The sequence below is a fragment of the Kitasatospora sp. NPDC002227 genome, from assembly GCF_040296285.1.
In the GTDB taxonomy this organism is placed as follows: Bacteria; Actinomycetota; Actinomycetes; order Streptomycetales; family Streptomycetaceae; genus Kitasatospora.
In genome coordinates this window covers 153,932-170,645 of the sequence record NZ_JBEOWY010000001.1, presented here as the reverse complement: position 1 = coordinate 170,645, position 16,714 = coordinate 153,932, and the positions used below count along the sequence as shown (strand labels likewise).

The following is a 16,714-nucleotide window of genomic DNA, read 5'->3' as shown; positions in this document are numbered from 1 at the left end:
CTACAGTGACCGACCGCCGTACCCTGCTACGTGCCGCCGCTGCCGGTGCCGTCCTCGCCGCCACCTGCACCGGCACGCTCCCGGTCGAGGCCGCCGAGCCCTCGTACGCCGATCTGCTCGACCTGCACGGCGTGCCCGCGGCCGCCGAGACCGGCACGCTCAACCCGGTCAACGTCTTCGCGGACCAAGGGGCCTGGCACGCCTACGCGTTGCCGCGCGCCGACGACCCGGGCAGTTACGGCGGCTTCTCCGGCCCGCTGTACATCGCTCAGGAGTACCCCTGGTGGCTCAGCCGCTCGTTCAGCCGGGTCGAGTTGAGCGAGGGCGGGAAGGCGCTCGCCCTCTCGAGTCCGGAACTCACCTCCCTGCCAGGACTGTTGCGGCAGCGCTACCGGTTCGGGGAGGGGCTGGAGCTCACCCTGGAGCTGCGCTTCACGAGTGACCGCAGCGCTTACGTCCGGGCCGTTGTGGCAAACGGTGGCGCCGAGCGGCGGGAGATAGCCGTCGGCTGGTCCGGCACCCTGCTGCGGCCGGTCGCCGAGCCGCAGCACAGCGCCCCGGCGCTGGTGGCCACCGAGCGCGGGGTGGCGGTCTCCTTCGCCCGGGTGCGCAGCACCTGGAGCTTCCTTACCGACGGCACCGAGCGGTTCGAGGTGACCCACGAGCGCCCGGTGCGCAGCACGGTGGACGGCGACTCCTACCGCACCGAGCTGGCTGCCCCGCTGGTGCTGGCGCCGGGGGCCCGGCAGGCACTGGGCTGGGCGGAGACGTACACCTTCACCGAGGCCGAACGGGCGGTGGAGCGCCCGGCGGTGGCCGAGCTGCTGCGGCGCCCGGAGCGGGCGGTGGCGGCGGTCGACCGGCGCTGGCGGGGCTATCTGAGCAGCGCGACCAAGGGGGTGCCGGCCGGCCGGCGGCGGCTCGCGGTGAAGGCCGTGCAGACGCTGGTGAGCAACTGGCGCAGTGCGGCAGGGGCGTTGAAGCACGACGGGATCACGCCCTCGATCTCGTACAAGTGGTTCACCGGCGGGTTCTGGGCCTGGGACACCTGGAAGCAGGCCGTCGGCACCGCGCGGTTCGACCCGGCGCTGGCGCAGTCGCAGATCCGGTCCGTGCTGGACCACCAGATCACGGCCGCCTCGGCGGACCGCCCGCAGGACGCGGGGATGGTGCCGGACTGCGTCTTCTACAACGACCTCGCGCACGGCGGCGGCAACTGGAACGAGCGCAACTCCAAGCCGCCGCTGGGCGCTTGGTCGGTCTGGCAGGTCTTCCGGCGCAGCGGCGACACCGCCTTCCTGCGCGAGGTGTACCCCAAGCTGGCGGCCTACCAGCAGTGGTGGAGCCGGTGCCGGGACCACGACGGCAACGGCCTGGCCGAGTACGGCGCGACGGTGGACCAGGGAAACGGCACGGCCGAGGACGCGCGGCAGGCGGCGGCCTGGGAGAGCGGGATGGACAACGCGCCGCGCTTCGACGCGGAGCTGGGCACCGCCGTGGTGGAGAACCGCGACGGCAGGGGCGAGTTGGTGGGGTACTCGCTCGGCCAGGAGTCGGTGGACCTCAACGCGTACCTGGTGGCGGACCAGCGCTATCTGGCCATGATCGCCGACCGGCTGGGCCTGCGGGCGGAGGCGGCGCGGTGGCGGGCAGCGGCCGAGGAGCTGGCGGCGAAGGTGCGCGGCCGGATGTACGACCCGGCGACGGGGTGGTTCCACGACACGGCGCTGGGCAGCGGGCAGCGGCTGACCGCGCGCGGGCGCGGGATCGAGGGGGTGGTCCCGCTCTGGGCCGCGGTGGCGAGCGAGGAGCAGGCGGCGGCGGTGCGTTCGCGCCTGGTCGACCCGGCGGAGTTCGGCACGGCGGTGCCCTTCCCGACGGTGGCGAGGAGCTCGCCGTACTTCGCCGCGCAGGAGTACTGGCGCGGCCCGGTCTGGCTCGACCAGGCGTACTTCGCGCTGGCCGGCCTGCGGGCGTACGGCTACGACCGGGAGGCCGCCGCGCTCACCGACCGCCTGCTGGCGAACGCGGCGGGCCTGAGCGGGGACGGCCCGATCATGGAGAACTACGACCCGCTGACCGGCAAGGCCCTCAACTCGACCAACTTCAGCTGGTCGGCCGCGCTGCTGCTGCCGATGATCGGCGACTGACCGGGCGTGCGGGGGCGGCCCGGGGCGAGGGCCGCCCCCGCCGCGTCACTCGGCGATCAGGCCGTCCCGCAGCTCGACCACCTGGTCGGCGAGCTCCATCAGGTTCGGGTCGTGGGTGGCGACCAGGGCGGTGACGCCCTCGCTGCGGACCACCGCGCGCAGCAGCTCCATGACGGAGCGTCCGGTCTCGGAGTCGAGCTGGCCGGTGGGCTCGTCGGCGATGATCAGCGACGGCTGGTTGGCGAGGGCGCGGGCCAGGGCGACGCGCTGCTGCTGGCCGCCGGAGAGCTCGCCGGGGCGCTGCTCGGCGTGGTCGGCCAGGCCGACCAGGGCGAGCAGGGTGCGGGCCCGCTCCTCCCGCTCCTTGGCGGGCACCCGGCTGAGGCGCATCGGTACGCCGACGTTCTCGGCGGCCGTGAGCACCGGGATCAGCCCGAAGGACTGGAAGACGAAGCCGATCCGCTCGCGCCGCAGCGCGAGCCGGCCGCTCTCGTCGAGCCCGTCGAGGGTGGTGCCGTCGATCTCCACCGTGCCGCTGGTCGGCGTGTCCAGACCGCCGATCAGGTTGAGCAGCGTGGTCTTGCCCGAGCCGGACCGCCCCTTGACGGCCGTCAGCTCCCCGCGCCGGGCGGTGAAACTGACGCCGCGCAGGGCGTGCACGGCCTGCGGCCCCTCGCCGAAGCTGCGGCGGAGGTCGCTCACCACCACCATCGGCGAGGCCGAGCCAGCCGCCGAGGTTGGCTGAAAAATTTCTGTCGTCATCGTGAAACCCCCTGAAGCCGGGCTGCGTGTACTTGGCAGTTCCGCAACAGTTGGCCACCTGGCACACGATCTCCACAACGGTACTCACACACCTGTTCGATTGTGCCATGATCATTTGATACCCGGTACGGGAAAGTCCGGGATCGGGGGAGAGATCGGATGCTCGGATTCGTCCTGCGCCGTCTGCGCGGACGGCTGCCCCTGGCGGCAGCCGTCCTGCTGACGGCGCTCATCACCACGGCGGTGCTCACCGCCCTGGTCGCCTTCGAGCGCACGGTCGGCGAGGCCGGCCTGCGGCAGGCCCTGCAAGGGCCCAGCCACGGCCAGACCGTCGCACTGGCCTCGGGCGACCACGACCTGAAGGCGCGCGCCGCGGACGACACGTCCGTCGCCCGCTACGCCGACCAGCTCTTCGGCACCCTGCCGCACTCCGTGCAGGCGATGGCCCGCAGCCGCTCCTACGGACTGCCCGGCCACCAGGGCAAGGAGCCGGACCTGACGGTGCTCGCCGCCGTGGACCGCAGCCGGGTCAAGCTCACCGCCGGCCGCTGGCCGGGGCCGGCGCAGCCCGGCGCGACGGCCGAGACCGCGGTGCCGCAGAGCCTGCTGACCAGGCTCGGCCTGACGGCGGCCCAGCTGCCCGCCGACGTCCGGCTGGACGACCGCTACGGCGGCGCGCCGATCGGCGTCAAGGTCACCGGCGTCTACCAGGCGCTCGACCGCGAGGAGCCGTACTGGCGGCTCGACCCGCTCGGCGGGCACGAAGTGCAGGTGATGGGCTTCACCACCTACGGCCCGATGCTGGTGGACGACTCCGCCTTCACCGCGGGCGGGCTGCCGCAGGGCAGCAGGTCCTGGCTGGTGACGGCCCAGTTCGGCGCGATCACCGCCGGGCAGGCCGACGGGCTGCGCCGGCGCGTCGAGCCGACCGGGGTCGCCTTCCGGCAGGCCAGCGGCCTGCAGAGCCGCACCGAACTCGGTGAAGTCCTGCAGGGTCTGCAGGCGGCCGAGTTGGTCGCCCGCTCCACCCTGCTGATCGGCGCGCTGCAGCTCGCCGTGCTCGCCGCCGCCGCGCTGCTGCTGGTGGTCCACCTGATGCAGGACCGGCAGGCCGGCGAGAACGCGCTGCTCACCGCGCGCGGCGCCGCCCGCCGCAGGCTCGGCGCGTTCACCGGGGTCGAGGCGCTGGTGCTCGCCCTGCCCGCCGCCGCGTTCGCCCCGCTGCTCACCCCGCCGCTGCTCACCCTGCTCGGCCACTCCGGCTCGCTGGCCAAGGTGCCGCTGGACACCGGGCTGCCGTGGCTGGCCTGGCCGGTCGCCGCGGTCTGCGCGCTGGTCTGTGTCGCGCTCACCGCACTGCCCACCCTGCTGCGCAACGCGGGTACGGCGGCGCTGCGCAAGGCCGGCCGCCGGCAGGCGCTGGTCGCCGGGGCGGCCCGCTCCGGGGCAGACCTCGCCCTGCTGGTGCTCGCGGTGCTCGCCTACCAGCAGCTCGGGCACTACTCCGGCGGCGGCCTGTCCGCCGCGGCGGACGGCTCGCTCAGCGTCGACCCGGTGCTAATCGCCGCGCCCACGCTGGCGCTGTGCGCGGGGACGGTGCTGGTGCTGCGGGTGCTCCCGTACGCCGCCCGGCTCGGCAGCCGGTTCGCCACCCGGGGCGCGGGCCTCGGCGGGGCGCTGGTCGGCTGGCAGCTCGCCCGCCGCCCCGGCCGGGCCACCGGGCCGGTGCTGCTGCTGGTGCTCGCGGTCTCGATGGGCGTGCTCGCGCTCGGTCAGCGCGCGGCCTGGACGGCCTCGCAGCACGACCAGGCCGAGTTCTCCACGGCCGGGGGCCTGCGGATCACGGGCTCGAGCGTCGCCCCGATGGGCCAGGCCGGCCTGTACGGCGGGCTGCCCGGCGGGGACCGGATGCTCCCCGTGGTGCGGGCCGACCTGGCCCTGCCCGACCGGTCCTCGGGGCAGTTGCTGGCGCTGGACACCGGCGCCGCGGCCACCCGGCTGCCGATCCGCTCCGACCTGCTGAAGGGGCGCCGCCCGGCCGAGCTGTTCGGCCCGCTGGCCGCCCCCGCGCAGGGCACGGCCACCGTCCCGCTGCCCGGCCGTCCGACCCGGGTGGACGTGAAGCTGACCAACCACGAACAGGCCTACCTGACCGTGCCGCCGCCGTGGGCAGCGCCGGACTGGCAGGGCGCGTTCGCACCCGACCTGGTGCTCCTGATCCAGGACCGCAACGGCGTCCTCTACCGGCTGGTCGCCTCGCGGCTGCCGCTCGACGGCGACGCGACCGTCTCGGTGGACCTGACCCGCTACCTGGACGGACCGCTCGGCTCCGCGGCCTACCCGCTCAGCCTGGCCGGGGTCACGCTCTCCTTCACCGGACAGTCGGACCACATGGGCAGCGGAGACCTGACGATCCATCAGATCCTGGTCTCCGACACGCCGGACGGCCCGGCGGCGGCGGTCACCCCGCCGGCCGGCTTCGGCTGGCAGTCGACCGCGAACTCGCCGGGCGCGCCGGAGAACCGCCTGGTCACCCTCGGTGCGGCCAAATCCACCGCCGAGCAGCTGCTGACCGCGAACTACCAGGCCGTGGTCAAGGACCTCTCGCTGGTCGGGGTCTCCGCCACCTTCACGGCGGCCGGCGAGCAGCAGCCGATCCCGGCGGTGGCCACCGACTCCTACCTGCGGGCGGTCGGCGCCGGCGTCGGCGACGTGGTCCAACTCCCGCTCGGGGAAGGGCGGCTGAGGGCCAAGGTGGTCGCCGCCGTGCGGGCCCTGCCGGTGGTGGGCACCACCGCGATCGCCGTCGACCTGCGCACCCTGCAGCTGCGGTCCGCCGCCGTCGGCCAGGACCCGCCGATCCCGTCCGAGTGGTGGCTGCCCGCCACCGGTCCGGGAGACGACACCCCGGCCAAGGCCGCCGCCGCGCTGCGCACCTCGGCCGCCAAGCAGACCGTGCGACTGCGCGAGGAGGCCGCCGCCGTGCTGCTCGACGACCCGGTCAACGCCGGTCCGCAGAGCGCGCTGGCCGCGCTGTGCGTGGCCGCCGCCGTGCTCGCCGCGATCGGCTTCGCCGCCGCCACGGCCGCGGCCCGGGGCGAACGCGCCGCCGAGTTCGCCGTGCTGCGCGCGCTCGGGGCCTCCGGCGGGCTGCTGGCCCGCACCGTCACCGTCGAGCAGGGCCTGCTGGTCGGCCTCGGCGCCGCCGTCGGGCTAGCCCTCGGCACCGTCCTGCTGCACCTGATCATCCCGCTGATCCTGCTCACCCCGACAGCTCAGCGCCCCGTACCGGAGGTCGTCATCGCCCTGCCCGTGGGCCAGGCCCTCGCCCTCACCGCGGCGATCGCCGCCGTCCCCCTGCTCGCCGCCGTGTTCGGCGGGCGTCGTCAGCGCGACCTGGTCGCCCGCCTGCGGTTCGCGGAGGAGATGTGAGCACCGACCGCCCGACCCCGCCCGGCGCGCCCTGGGTCCGCACCCGGCTGGGCGCCGCCCGTACGGCCGCCGTGCTGGCCGCCCTGCTCGCCTTCCTCGTGGTGCTGCTCGCCACCGCACTGCCGCGGGCCATGGACCGGGGCGCCGACCGGGCGCTGCGCCAGTACCTGAAGGACGGCGGGGTGACCGACACCAGCCTGGTGGTCACCGCGACCAGCGGCGGCACCACCGGGCGCGAGGAGAGCGGAGCCGACCTCGACCGGACGGTCGGCCAGCTGACCGACCGGATGACCGAGCACCTGAGGCCCGCCCCCAGCGGCCCCGTCTACGGCCGCCGGGGCCTTCGGCCACGCGCCCTGCAGAACCCGGAACTGGCGGCGCCCGAGGGCGTCCCCCCGAAACTGGAGGTGCTGTACCTGCAGGGGCTCGCCAAGCACGCCAAGCTGGTGAGCGGGAAGTGGCCGGACGACGGCACGACCCCGCAGACCGTGCTCTCGGAGAGCGGGGCGCGTACCCTCGGCGCCAAGGTGGGCACCGTGCTGAACGGCGGGGGCGGGCTCGGCATGACCGTGGTGGGCCTCTATGCCGTCGACGACCCCGCGGACCCGTACTGGACGGGAATGGGCTGTCTGGTCAGCGCCTGCTCCGAGTACACCGCGGGCAAGCCGCCGTACCAGTACTGGGAGGTCGGCGGCCTGATCGGCCCGAACCAGCTGGAGGTCGTCGGCAGTTGGGGCGAGGAGGCGGAGAACTTCTGGCGGCTGCCGGTCGACATCGACCGGCTGCGCAACGACCAGCTCGCCGACATCCAGACCGAGACCGCGGCCTACGTGGGCGGCACCACCAACGTGGAGCTCGCCTACCGCACCGGCAGGCCCGCGCTGCGGATCACCTCCGGCCTGCCCGAGCTGTTCGAGCAGGCGCAGGCCGAGCAGGCGGCGGCGGCCCCGCTGGCCGCCATCGGCCCGGCCGGCGCCGCCGGGGTGGCCGCCGTGGTGCTCTGCCTGGCCGCCGCGCTCGGCAACGACCGCCGCACCGCCGAACTGCGGCTGCTCGCCGCCCGGGGCGCCTCGCGCGCCGGGCTGCTGCGCCGGCTGCTCGGCGAGAGCGCCGTCACCACGCTGCCCGCCGCAGTGCTCGGCGGAGCGCTCGCCCTAATGCTGCTGCCGACCTTCCGGTGGGGCAACGCGGTGCTGGCCGGCACGCTCGTCACCCTGTTCACCCTGCTCTCCCTCCCGCTGCGGGTGGTCGCCCCGCAGCTGCGGCCGGGCAGGCGGCCCGGCCGGCGGCGCCTGGTCGCCGAGCTGCTGGTGCTGGTCGTCACGGCCGCGGCCGTCTTCGAGCTGCGCCGGCGCGGGGTCTCGGCCGCGAACCAGGGCGTCGACGTGCTGCTGATCGTCGCGCCGCTGCTGCTCGCGCTGAGCGGGGCACTGCTGCTGGTGCGTCTGCAGCCCGTGACGGTCGGGGCGTTGGCCCGCTGGACCGGGCGGCGCCCGGGCCTGGTCGGCTTCCTCGGCCTGGCGCGGGCCACCCGGGGCACCGGCGAGCAGGCCCGGCCCTCGGTGCTGCCGCTGCTCGCCCTGGTGCTGGCCGTGACCACCGCCGGGTTCGGCGCCACCTTGGTGAGCGCCGTGGACGGGCAGCGCCACCAGGCCGCCCGGTTCCAGGTCGGTGCCGACACCGCCGTCCTGCTGCCCGAGGGCGCCCAGCTGCCGGAGGGGTTCACCGCCAAGGCCGACGCCCTGCCCGGCGTCCACGACGCGGTCGCCCTGTGGACCGAGGACGAGGTGTTCGTCCGCGACTCCGACCTGGCCGGCACCCCGCGGGTGACCATCGTCGTGGTCGACCCGGCCAAGTACGCCGTGCTCGCCCACGCCGCCGGGCACGGCGAGTTCGACCCCGCCGTGCTCGGCGGTGCCCGGGCCGACGGCACCGTCCCGGTGCTGGTCACCAAGGACCTGGCCAACCTGGCCGGGGCCAAGTTCGGCCTGCGGACGCAGAACGGTGACGACCTGTCGGTCACCGCCCGGGGCATCGTGGACACCCCCGCGACGGTGGCCGGCTCCAGGAGCTCCGCCGTGATCGTGCCCGCCGGGCCCGCCATCGCCCAGACACCGGCTCTCGGGCACGTCAACCGGTGGTACGCCCTCGGTGCGACCGACCCCGCCGGGGTGACGGCGCTGCTCGGCAAGACCTCGGCGGAGGTGCGCACCAGCGCGGCCGTCACCGCGGCGCTGGCGCACAACCCGCTGCAGGGCTCGGCCGAGCGGATGTTCTGGGTCTCGGTGGTCGCCGCCGTCGGCTTCGCCCTGCTGGCCGTGCTGCTCGCCCTGGTGCGGGCCGCGCCGGACCGCGCCGCGATCCTGGCCCGGCTGCGCACCATGGGCATGCGGCCCCGGGAAGGGGTCGGCGTGATCATGGTCGAATCGCTGCCGCAAGCCTTCACCGGCACGCTGATCGGCGCCCTGGGCGCCGTGCTGGCGGTGCTGCTGCTCGGCCCGGCCATCGACCTCACCACCATGGTGGGCGCCCCGGTCGCCACCGGGCTCGCCCCCGCCGTCACGCCCGTGCTCGGCCAGGCGGCGGTCATCGCCGCCCTGACCACGCTGGGCGTGCTCGCCGAAGCCGCGCTCTTCGGCCGACGACAGATCACCACCGAGTTGAGAGCGGGAGACGCCCGATGACCAGCCAGCCCGAGAGCACCACCGTCGAGCGGGCCCAGGCGGACGGCCCCGCCGAGCCCACCCTGGCGCAGCTGCGCGAGCGGGCACTCGCCGCCGCCGCGCCCAGCTCCTACGGCAAGGACGCGGTGATCGCCTGCGACCGCCTGGTGCGGATCTTCACCGCCGACCGGATCGAGGTGCAGGCCCTGCAGGGCCTGGACCTGCTGGTCGACCACGGCGACCTGGTCGCCCTGGTCGGCGCCTCCGGGAGCGGCAAGTCCACCCTGCTCAACATCCTGGCCGGACTGGACAGCCCGACGGCCGGCCGGGCCACCGTCGCGGGGCGGGACCTTTTGGCGATGAGCGCCAAAGACCGGCTGCGCTACCGGCGGGAGGTGGTCGGCTTCATCTGGCAGCAGACCGCGCGCAACCTGCTGCCCTTCCTGACCGCCGAGCAGAACATCGCGCTGCCCATGCAGCTCGCCAAGGGCCGCGCCGGCGCCGCCAAGCAGGCCGCCCGGGTGGCCGAGCTCCTCGAGGCGCTGGACATCGGCGACCTCGCGGGGCGCCGCCCGGCCCAGCTCTCCGGTGGCCAGCAGCAGCGGGTGGCGATCGCGGTGGCGATGGCCAACAACCCGGCCGTGGTGCTCGCCGACGAGCCCACCGGCGAGCTGGACTCGGAGACCGCCGCCGGGATCTTCGAGGCCTTCCGCACCGTCAACCGGGAGCTCGGCGCCACCGTGGTCATCGTGACCCACGACCCGCTGGTGGCCGGGGAGGTCCGCCGCACCGTGGCCATCCGGGACGGCCGCACCAGCAGCGAGGTGCTGCGGCGCACCGTCACCGACGAGCACGGCGAGGAGACCGTCAGCGAGCGCGAGTACGTGATGCTCGACCGCACCGGCCGGGTGCAGCTGCCCGCCAAGTTCCTGGCGGCGCTGGGCATGAGCGAGCGCGTCGCGATGGACCTGGCCGCCGACCACATCGCCGTCTACCCGGACCAGGAGGACTGACCGCACGCAGCCGCCATCCGGCGGTTCGGGAGCAGGGCCTCCGTGGTGACCACGGAGGCCCTGAGTCCGTGGTCACCACGGATTCGCGGGCGCGGCGCACCGGCCACAGTGGGGAGGGACAGGGGGCAGCTGCCCCGACAAGCTCGAAGTGACCCACCGGAGTTGAATCATGACCGGACGACGCACCGCGCTCTCCCTCACCGTCGCCGCGCTGACGGTGTCGGCCCTCGCGCTGACCGGCGCGCCCGCCCAGGCCGACGGGGCCACCAACATCAGGGTGCTGAACTCGCGGCACTGCCTCGACAACGCCACCGAGAACGAGGCGAAGCTCCAGATGTGGACCTGCGGCGGCGGCAACGAGCAGATGTGGCAGACGGAGGACATGGGAGGCGGTCTGTTCCGCTTCAACAACGAGTGGTCGAACCGGTGCATCACGGCGCCGTCGTGGCCGGCGGTCGGCCAGATCACGATGGGCGACTGCTACCCCTCCCTGTCCACGCAGCTCTGGCGCCGGTACGCCACCGGGCCGTCCGGCATGGTCATGTGGCAGAGCGCCTACAGCGGTGAGTGCATGACCACCCCGAGCGTCGCCAACGGCACCGCCGTGCTGGCCCAGACCTGTGAGACCACCGACCAGTACGACTGGTGGCAGTAGTCCCCGTCCCGGGACGGCCGGAGCCCACCTTTGACGATGCGTCCGGCGCGTCGGTATCGTCGGCGGATGGATCTCTTGCGATATGTGGCGTTCACGACCGACCCGGCGGGCGGAAACCCGGCGGGGGTGGTGCTGGACGCCGGCGGGCTCGACGAGTCGGTGATGCTGGCCACGGCGGCCGAGGTGGGCTTCTCGGAGACGGCCTTCGCGGTGCCGAAGGGGCCGGGCGAGCTGGCGGTGCGGTACTTCAGCCCGCTGATCGAGGTGCCGTTCTGCGGGCACGCGACGATCGCCACGGCCGTGGCCTACGCCGAGCGGTACGGCACGGGGCCGCTGATCCTGCACACCGGGGCCGGGGAGATCGCGGTCACCACCCGCGCGGGGGAGGACGGCACGGTGACGGCGACGCTGGTCAGCGTGGCGCCCTCGGTCGAGCCCATGACCGATCTGCCGGAGCTGCTGGCCGCGCTGCGCTGGGAGGCCGCGGACCTCGACCCGGCCCTGCCGCCGCGGGTGGCGTACGCGGGCGCCCGGCACCCGGTGATCGCCGCCGCGACCCGGGAGCGGCTGGCCGCGCTCGACTACGACTTCGCCGCGCTCAAGGCGCTGATGGAGCGCCACGGATGGGTGACGGTCGACCTGGTCTGGCGCGAGTCCGCCACCGTCTTCCACGCCCGCAACCCGTTCCCGACCGGCGGCGTGGTCGAGGACCCGGCCACCGGAGCCGCCGCCGCAGCCTTCGGCGGCTACCTGCGCGACCTCGGCCTGGTCGACCTCCCGGCCACCCTGACCGTCCACCAGGGGCACGACCTCGGCCGCCCCAGCACCCTGACCGTCACCGTCCCGGCCGAGCCGGGCAGCGGCATCGCGGTGACGGGGACGGCCGTGCCGTTCGCCTAGGAGCTGCCTGGGCAGCTCCGGGGGAGCCTGGTGTCAGTTCGTCAGTTCGAAGAGGAGTTCCAGCTCGAGCGGGGCGTCCAGGGGGAGGGACGGAACGCCGACCGGGCTGACGGCCGGGTGGCCGGCCTCGCCGAGGACGGTGGCGAGGAGGTCGGTGGCGCCCTCGACGACGGCGGCCTGGCCGGTGAACCCGGGGTCGGAGGCGACATAGCCGACCAGGCGGACGGCGCGGACGGTCCGCCCGGGGCCCACCACCGCGTCGACCGCCGCCAGCGCGGCGAGGGCGCAGCGCCGGCTCAGCTCCCGGGCCTCGGCGGGCGGCACCGCACCACCCACCAGGCCGGTGGCCGCGAGCTCGCCGTCGACCACCGGGAGCTGCCCCGAGACCTGCACCAGGCGGCCGTTGACCACAGCCGGGACGTACACCCCGCGCGGCGGGCTGACCGGAGGGAGGGACAGGCCGGCCGCGGCGAGCCCCGCCCGGATACTCTGCGTGTGCTCCGTGTACTCCATGGCCCGCAGCCTACCCGGCCAACTGAGCCGTCCCACACAGAACTTGCGCAAGGCGGTGGCACAGTCGCCACACCTGGCCGGTCCGGGCCGTGCGGTGGCCCACTACGATGGGCGGACCAGACAGACGGGGAGATCACGCGTGGTGGCCAACGAGGTGCCGGACGGAGGGTCGCTCGCGTCGAGGATCGAGCGGCTGTTCCAGATCGTCAGACGGCCGGGCGGCGACGCCTACAGCAACGAGGAGGTGGCCCGGGCCTGCCGGGAGGCGAGCGGGGAGAGCTTCTCGACCACCTACCTGTGGCAGCTGCGCACGGGCCGCCGGGACAACCCGACCAAGCGGCACCTGGAGGCACTGGCACAATTCTTCGAGGTACCACCCGCATACTTCTTCGAGGACGGCCCGGCCGACCGGATCGCCGAGGAGCTGACGCTGCTGGGGGCGCTGCGCGACGCGGGGGTCCGCGAGGTGGCGTTGCGCGCGGTGACCCTCTCGCCGGACGGTCTGGGTACGATCACCGACATGATCGAGGCGATCGGGCGGCGCGAGCGCGAAGCCGCCGAGCGGCAACGGGCGGAGCAGAGGTAGACATTGGCCGGGGTGGGGTGGGGGCGTGGGGCCCAGTGGCGGCGGTGCCGCCGGCTGGCGGAGTCGATCGAGCTGCCGGAGCCGTTCGACCCGGCGGCGCTGACGGAGCTGCTCACCGGGAGGCTGGGCCGCCCGGTGGAGTTCCTGCCGCTGCCGGCCGGGGCCTTCGGCCCCTGCGGAGTGCTGGTGAGCACCGAACGGGCCGAGTACATCGGCTACCCGGCCGACGCCACGCCGCTGCACCAGCGGCACATCGTGCTGCACGAGGTCGGCCACCTGCTCTGCGGCCACCGCGGCACGGCCACCCTGAACGCCGCCACCGAGCGGACCCTGCTGCCGCACCTCTCGGGTGAGCTGGTGCGCCGGGTGCTAGGCCGGGACGGCTACACCGAGCCGCAGGAGCGGGAGGCCGAGCTGTTCGCCACCCTGGTGGCGGCCCGTCAGCGCCACCAGGCCGGTCCGGCTCCCACCCCCGGCGGCGCGGGGGACAGGGTGAGCCGGCTGATCGGGGTCGAGCGGCCGCCGGGGCGCGGGGAGTGATCGACTTCGCCGGCCTGCTGGCCGTGGTGATCGCGCTGGCCGCCGCGGGCTGCCGGCTGTGGGCGAGCAAGGGCGCCCGGCCCGGCCTGGTGTTCGGATTCGCCGTCAGCATGGCGATCTCCTCGGGGTTACTCTCCCCGGCGGTCTCCGAGTCCGCCGCCCAGCTGTGGGAGCCGCTGTGCCGGGTGGTGCCGCTCCTCGGCATCGAGGTGCGCAACGTCGCGCTCTGCTTCCTGGCGCTGATGGCCTACGGCGTGCGGGGCGGCGTCGAGGCCCGGCGGGAGCGGCGCCAGCTCATGCTGCTGGCCGGGGTGATCGCCGTCGAGGCGCTCAGCTACCTGGCGGCCGGGGTGGACCCGGAGGGGAGCGTGCTGGCCTCGAACGGCCCGGGCAGCCGGGCGGCGCTGGTCGCGTACGACCTCTTCTTCCTGCTCTACAGCGTGTGGTGCGTCAGCCTGTTCGTGGTGGTGATCCACCGCTCGGCGCGGCAGGTGCCGGCCGGGGTGCTGCGGGTGGGCGTGCGGCTGGTGGCGGCCGGCGGCCTGTCCGGGCTGGTCTGGACGGCGCTGGACGTCATCCCGCTCTTCTCCCAGCTGCTGACGGGCCGGCAGGAGTACGCGGAGGACGTGTACTCGGCGCCCTGGGCGGTGCTCACGCTCACCCTCGGGCTCGGCGGCGCCACCCTGGCGGCCTGGGGCCGGACGGCCGCCGCCCCGCTGCGCTGGCTGCGCGCCTGGCGCAGCTACCGGCGGCTCGGGCCGCTCTGGACGGCCCTGCACCAGGCCCGGCCGGAGATCGCGCTGGAGCCGGCCGGCTGGCGCGGCAGTGCGCACCTGTCGCTCTACCGGCGGGTGATCGAGATCCGGGACGGGCAGCTCGCGCTGCGCGGCCATGTGCACCCGCAGGCGGTGGAGTGGGCCGGCTCGGACGCGGGGTCGGAGGTGGTGGAGGCCGCGGTGATCGCCGCCGCCCTGGAGGCCGCGGCGGCCGGGCGCAGCTACCCCGGCAGCGGGTACCGGGCCCCCGAGATGTCGGCCGAACTCACCGAGGAGGCGGCCAGGCTGGAGCTGATCGCGCAGGCGTTCCACCGGTCCGCGGCGGTGGCGGAGGTGCGGCGGCGGGTGCGGGCCTCACTGGCCGAGGTGCCGGGCTGAGGGTGTGCGGGCGCAAGTGTGCCCGCCCCGGCCGGGGGACGACACCGGACGGGGCGGGCGGTGAGGACGGCCGACCGGGTTCGGGGTCTCCGCCGGGGTTCACCGGCGAAGTCCCGGTCGGGCCCTCGGCTCAATGATCACAGCGTAGGCCAGCTGAGGTGAATCTGACTAGACCTCAATATCCACAGCTGTTTCGGGGTTCGGGGTGCCGTCGAGGCGCTTGAACAGGTGGACGTCCGAGTGCCCGCCGGGGATACCGAGCATCCGGCCGGTCTCCCGGTACCCGTGGCGCTGGTAGAAGCCGGGCGCCTGGAAGGTGAAGGAGGAGACCGCCACCCGGTCGCACCCCCGGGCCCGCGCCTCGGCCTCGGCGGCCAGCAGCAGCTTGGCCCCCCAGCCGCCCGAGCGGCTCTCCTCCCGGACCCAGAGCATCTCGATCCCGCACAGCCCGCCCCAGGTCCAGGCCGTGAGCCCGCCGATCAGCTCTCCCGCTTCGTCGGTGGCCCTGACCGAGAAGGAGCCGTAGTCGTCGGCGCCGGTCGCGGCGGAGTTGAAGGCGGTCAGTTCGGCGTCGAGCCGCTTGTTGAGTTCGGGGTCGCGCTCCCCGGTGGTCAGATGTGCCATGCGCGCGAGTATGCCGCAGACCGGCGCGTCGGCCGGCCCCGCTGTCGGGTCGGGCCGTCAGCTCAGGGCGGTGGCCAGCAGGGTGGCGGTGGCGGCGAGGAGGGGCTCGTCCGGCGGGGCAGCGGGGTCGGGCTTGGCGGAGAGGACGGCGAGGACGAGCGGCGGGCGGCCCGGGGGCCAGGTGAGGGCGGCGTCGTTGGTGGTGCCGTAGTGGCCGGTGCCGGTCTTGTCGGCGGTGGTCCAGGAGGTGGGGAGGCCGGCCCGGAGGCGGCCGGCGCCGGTGGTGTTGCCGAGCAGCCAGGCGGTGAGGCGGCGGCGGTCGGGCGGGGCGAGGGCGGGGCCGAGGGCCAGGCGGGCGTAGCTGAGGGCGAGGGCGCGCGGGCTGGTGGTGTCGGTGGTCCGGCCGGGTTCGGCCGAGTTGAGGCCGGGCTCCCAGCGGTCGAGCCTGGTCACACCGTCGCCGATGGAGCGGCAGAAGCGGGTGACGGCCGCCGGGCCGCCGAGTTCGCGCAGCAGCAGGTTGGCGGCGGTGTTGTCGCTGTGGTCGAGGGCCGCCGCGCACAGGTCGGCGACGGTCATGCCCGCGGCGAGGTTCGCGGGCAGGCCGGTGACGGGGGCGTAGCCGGAGGCGGCGACGTCCCGCGCGGTGTACCGGATGCGGTGGGCGAGGAAGGCGGTGCCCAGGTCACGCAGCACCGCCGCCACGGCGAGCGTCTTGAAGGTCGAGCAGAGCGGGAAGAGCTCGTCCGCGCGGTACGCCACCGCCCGGCCGGTCGGCGAGTCGTACGCGAAGACCCCGAGCCGGGCCCCGTGGGCCCGCTCGAGGGAGCGGAGCCGGCCCGTCACGGTGTCCGCCGCGAGGGCCCTCCCGCCGGTGGGGAGGGCCAGCGCCAGGGCTGCCAGGACGGTGCGCCGCGCGGTCAGTAGACCTGCACCGAGGAGCTGCCGGAGCTGCTGTCCGAGCGGAAGACCGCCGAGGAACTGTTGCCCGCCAGCCCGAGCAGCAGGAAGAGCACGACCAGCACCTTGCCCCCGGTGCCCAGCCGCAGCGGCCGCGAGGCCGAGCGGGCCTCCTGCTGCCCGTACGGCTCGCTGTCGCCGAACAGCCGCTTGGGGTAGGCGGAGGTCACCATCATCGCGTACGCGTTGTACCGCATCGTGTACCGCAGGGTCGCCGCCGTGGCCTCCCACAGCGGCTGCGGCAGGCGGCCCATGACCAGGGTGATCAGCCAGGTGATGAAGGCCAGCACGTACCACCCGCCGACGAGCAGGCTGTTGATGACGGCGGCCGGGATCATCAGGATGATGCGGAAGAACACCGCGAGCCGGTTGAGCTCACCGGGCCGCAGCCAGACCTGCACCGGGTACTCCGGCGGCGCCTGCAGCGCGAACGGCGGGTACTCGTCGACCAGCAGCATCGCACTGGCCTGGACACGGGTGGCGTAGGCGACGTACCCGGAGAGGAAGCCAGCGCACGGCTCGGGCAGGCGGCCGAGCACCAGGGCGCCGAACCAGCCGACCACGGTCAGCACGAAGGCGACGATGCCGAGCACGAAGAGGGCGATGAAGTGCGGGATCAGCAGCAGCCAGCGCAGCAGCACGGTGAGCCGGCGTTGGCTCTTGGCACCTGGTAGGTCCAGCTCCGGCAGCCACTCCTGCTCGAAACCCGCCTGGGGCGGTGCGCTCCATCCGGTTGCGGCCATCGTCCTGCTCCTCACTGGG

Annotated in this window: 14 protein-coding genes; 9 read left to right on the top strand and 5 right to left on the bottom strand. The window is 74.8% G+C overall.

The features are described 5' to 3' along the window. The first annotated feature begins 5 nt into the window (after positions 1–5). Entirely contained in the window at positions 6–2,150 is a 2,145-nt protein-coding gene (locus ABT095_RS00735; RefSeq protein WP_350527047.1) for an MGH1-like glycoside hydrolase domain-containing protein, read from the top strand. Between the two features lie 45 nt (positions 2,151–2,195). On the opposite strand, the gene ABT095_RS00730 is transcribed toward ABT095_RS00735, so the two are convergent. Then, on the bottom strand, positions 2,196–2,912 hold the full coding sequence (locus ABT095_RS00730; RefSeq protein WP_350527046.1) for an ABC transporter ATP-binding protein: 717 nt from the start codon (positions 2,910–2,912) through the stop codon (positions 2,196–2,198). Positions 2,913–3,071: 159 nt separating this feature from the next. Between ABT095_RS00730 and ABT095_RS00725 the strand changes: the two genes are divergently transcribed. The 5 genes from ABT095_RS00725 (at position 3,072) to ABT095_RS00705 (ending at position 11,575) form a co-directional block, all read left to right on the top strand. Further along, positions 3,072–6,344 carry an FtsX-like permease family protein gene (locus ABT095_RS00725; protein ID WP_350527045.1) on the top strand — a complete coding sequence of 1,091 codons (3,273 nt, stop codon included), beginning with the start codon at positions 3,072–3,074 and terminating at the stop codon, positions 6,342–6,344. Next, positions 6,341–9,028, top strand: a complete 2,688-nt coding sequence (locus tag ABT095_RS00720; protein ID WP_350527044.1) for a hypothetical protein — start codon at positions 6,341–6,343, stop codon at positions 9,026–9,028. The genes ABT095_RS00725 and ABT095_RS00720 overlap by 4 nt, the downstream gene beginning before the upstream one ends. Beyond that, positions 9,025–10,020, top strand: coding sequence for an ABC transporter ATP-binding protein (locus tag ABT095_RS00715; RefSeq protein WP_350527043.1), 996 nt, complete (start codon positions 9,025–9,027; stop codon positions 10,018–10,020). Before ABT095_RS00720 ends, ABT095_RS00715 begins: the two co-directional genes overlap by 4 nt. 169 nt (positions 10,021–10,189) lie before the next feature. After that, positions 10,190–10,675 (top strand): RICIN domain-containing protein, encoded by a 486-nt coding sequence (locus ABT095_RS00710; protein ID WP_350527042.1) that lies wholly within the window; start codon positions 10,190–10,192, stop codon positions 10,673–10,675. Between the two features lie 66 nt (positions 10,676–10,741). Beyond that, positions 10,742–11,575 (top strand): PhzF family phenazine biosynthesis protein, encoded by an 834-nt coding sequence (locus tag ABT095_RS00705; RefSeq protein ID WP_350527041.1) that lies wholly within the window; start codon positions 10,742–10,744, stop codon positions 11,573–11,575. 33 nt (positions 11,576–11,608) lie between these two features. Here the strand turns inward: ABT095_RS00705 and ABT095_RS00700 are convergent, their stop codons facing one another. Next, positions 11,609–12,088: a RidA family protein gene (locus ABT095_RS00700; protein WP_350527040.1), complete on the bottom strand. Its 480-nt coding sequence runs from the start codon at positions 12,086–12,088 to the stop codon at positions 11,609–11,611. Positions 12,089–12,227: 139 nt separating this feature from the next. Here ABT095_RS00700 and ABT095_RS00695 point away from each other — a divergent pair, with 139 nt between their 5' ends. Genes ABT095_RS00695 through ABT095_RS00685 form a run of 3 tightly spaced genes read left to right on the top strand, consistent with a single transcriptional unit; the run spans position 12,228 to position 14,368 of the window. Further along, the gene (locus ABT095_RS00695; protein WP_502884773.1) at positions 12,228–12,674 is read left to right on the top strand and encodes an XRE family transcriptional regulator; all 447 of its coding nucleotides are present in this window, start codon (positions 12,228–12,230) and stop codon (positions 12,672–12,674) included. A 12-nt stretch (positions 12,675–12,686) separates the two neighbouring features. After that, positions 12,687–13,214, top strand: coding sequence for a M78 family metallopeptidase domain-containing protein (locus ABT095_RS00690; protein WP_350527039.1), 528 nt, complete (start codon positions 12,687–12,689; stop codon positions 13,212–13,214). Beyond that, positions 13,211–14,368 carry an MAB_1171c family putative transporter gene (locus ABT095_RS00685; protein ID WP_350527037.1) on the top strand — a complete coding sequence of 386 codons (1,158 nt, stop codon included), beginning with the start codon at positions 13,211–13,213 and terminating at the stop codon, positions 14,366–14,368. Before ABT095_RS00690 ends, ABT095_RS00685 begins: the two co-directional genes overlap by 4 nt. Positions 14,369–14,536: 168 nt before the next feature. Here the strand turns inward: ABT095_RS00685 and ABT095_RS00680 are convergent, their stop codons facing one another. Genes ABT095_RS00680 through ABT095_RS00670 form a run of 3 tightly spaced genes read right to left on the bottom strand, consistent with a single transcriptional unit; the run spans position 14,537 to position 16,695 of the window. After that, on the bottom strand, positions 14,537–14,992 hold the full coding sequence (locus ABT095_RS00680; protein WP_350527036.1) for a GNAT family N-acetyltransferase: 456 nt from the start codon (positions 14,990–14,992) through the stop codon (positions 14,537–14,539). Between the two features lie 57 nt (positions 14,993–15,049). Then, positions 15,050–15,916: a class A beta-lactamase gene (gene bla, locus ABT095_RS00675; RefSeq protein WP_502884784.1), complete on the bottom strand. Its 867-nt coding sequence runs from the start codon at positions 15,914–15,916 to the stop codon at positions 15,050–15,052. After that, positions 15,913–16,695 (bottom strand): DUF4389 domain-containing protein, encoded by a 783-nt coding sequence (locus tag ABT095_RS00670; RefSeq protein ID WP_350527034.1) that lies wholly within the window; start codon positions 16,693–16,695, stop codon positions 15,913–15,915. The genes bla and ABT095_RS00670 overlap by 4 nt, the downstream gene beginning before the upstream one ends. Positions 16,696–16,714 lie beyond the last annotated feature (19 nt).

Bases quoted from the DNA above. Each gene is read 5' to 3' on its own strand.
- ABT095_RS00730 (WP_350527046.1), bottom strand. From the start codon at position 2,912: ATGACGACAGAAATTTTTCAGCCAACCTCGGCGGCTGGCTCGGCCTCG.
- ABT095_RS00725 (WP_350527045.1), top strand. From the start codon at position 3,072: ATGCTCGGATTCGTCCTGCGCCGTCTGCGCGGACGGCTGCCCCTGGCG.
- ABT095_RS00715 (WP_350527043.1), top strand. From the start codon at position 9,025: ATGACCAGCCAGCCCGAGAGCACCACCGTCGAGCGGGCCCAGGCGGAC.
- ABT095_RS00710 (WP_350527042.1), top strand. From the start codon at position 10,190: ATGACCGGACGACGCACCGCGCTCTCCCTCACCGTCGCCGCGCTGACG.
- ABT095_RS00705 (WP_350527041.1), top strand. From the start codon at position 10,742: ATGGATCTCTTGCGATATGTGGCGTTCACGACCGACCCGGCGGGCGGA.
- ABT095_RS00700 (WP_350527040.1), bottom strand. From the start codon at position 12,088: ATGGAGTACACGGAGCACACGCAGAGTATCCGGGCGGGGCTCGCCGCG.
- ABT095_RS00680 (WP_350527036.1), bottom strand. From the start codon at position 14,992: ATGGCACATCTGACCACCGGGGAGCGCGACCCCGAACTCAACAAGCGG.
- ABT095_RS00670 (WP_350527034.1), bottom strand. From the start codon at position 16,695: ATGGCCGCAACCGGATGGAGCGCACCGCCCCAGGCGGGTTTCGAGCAG.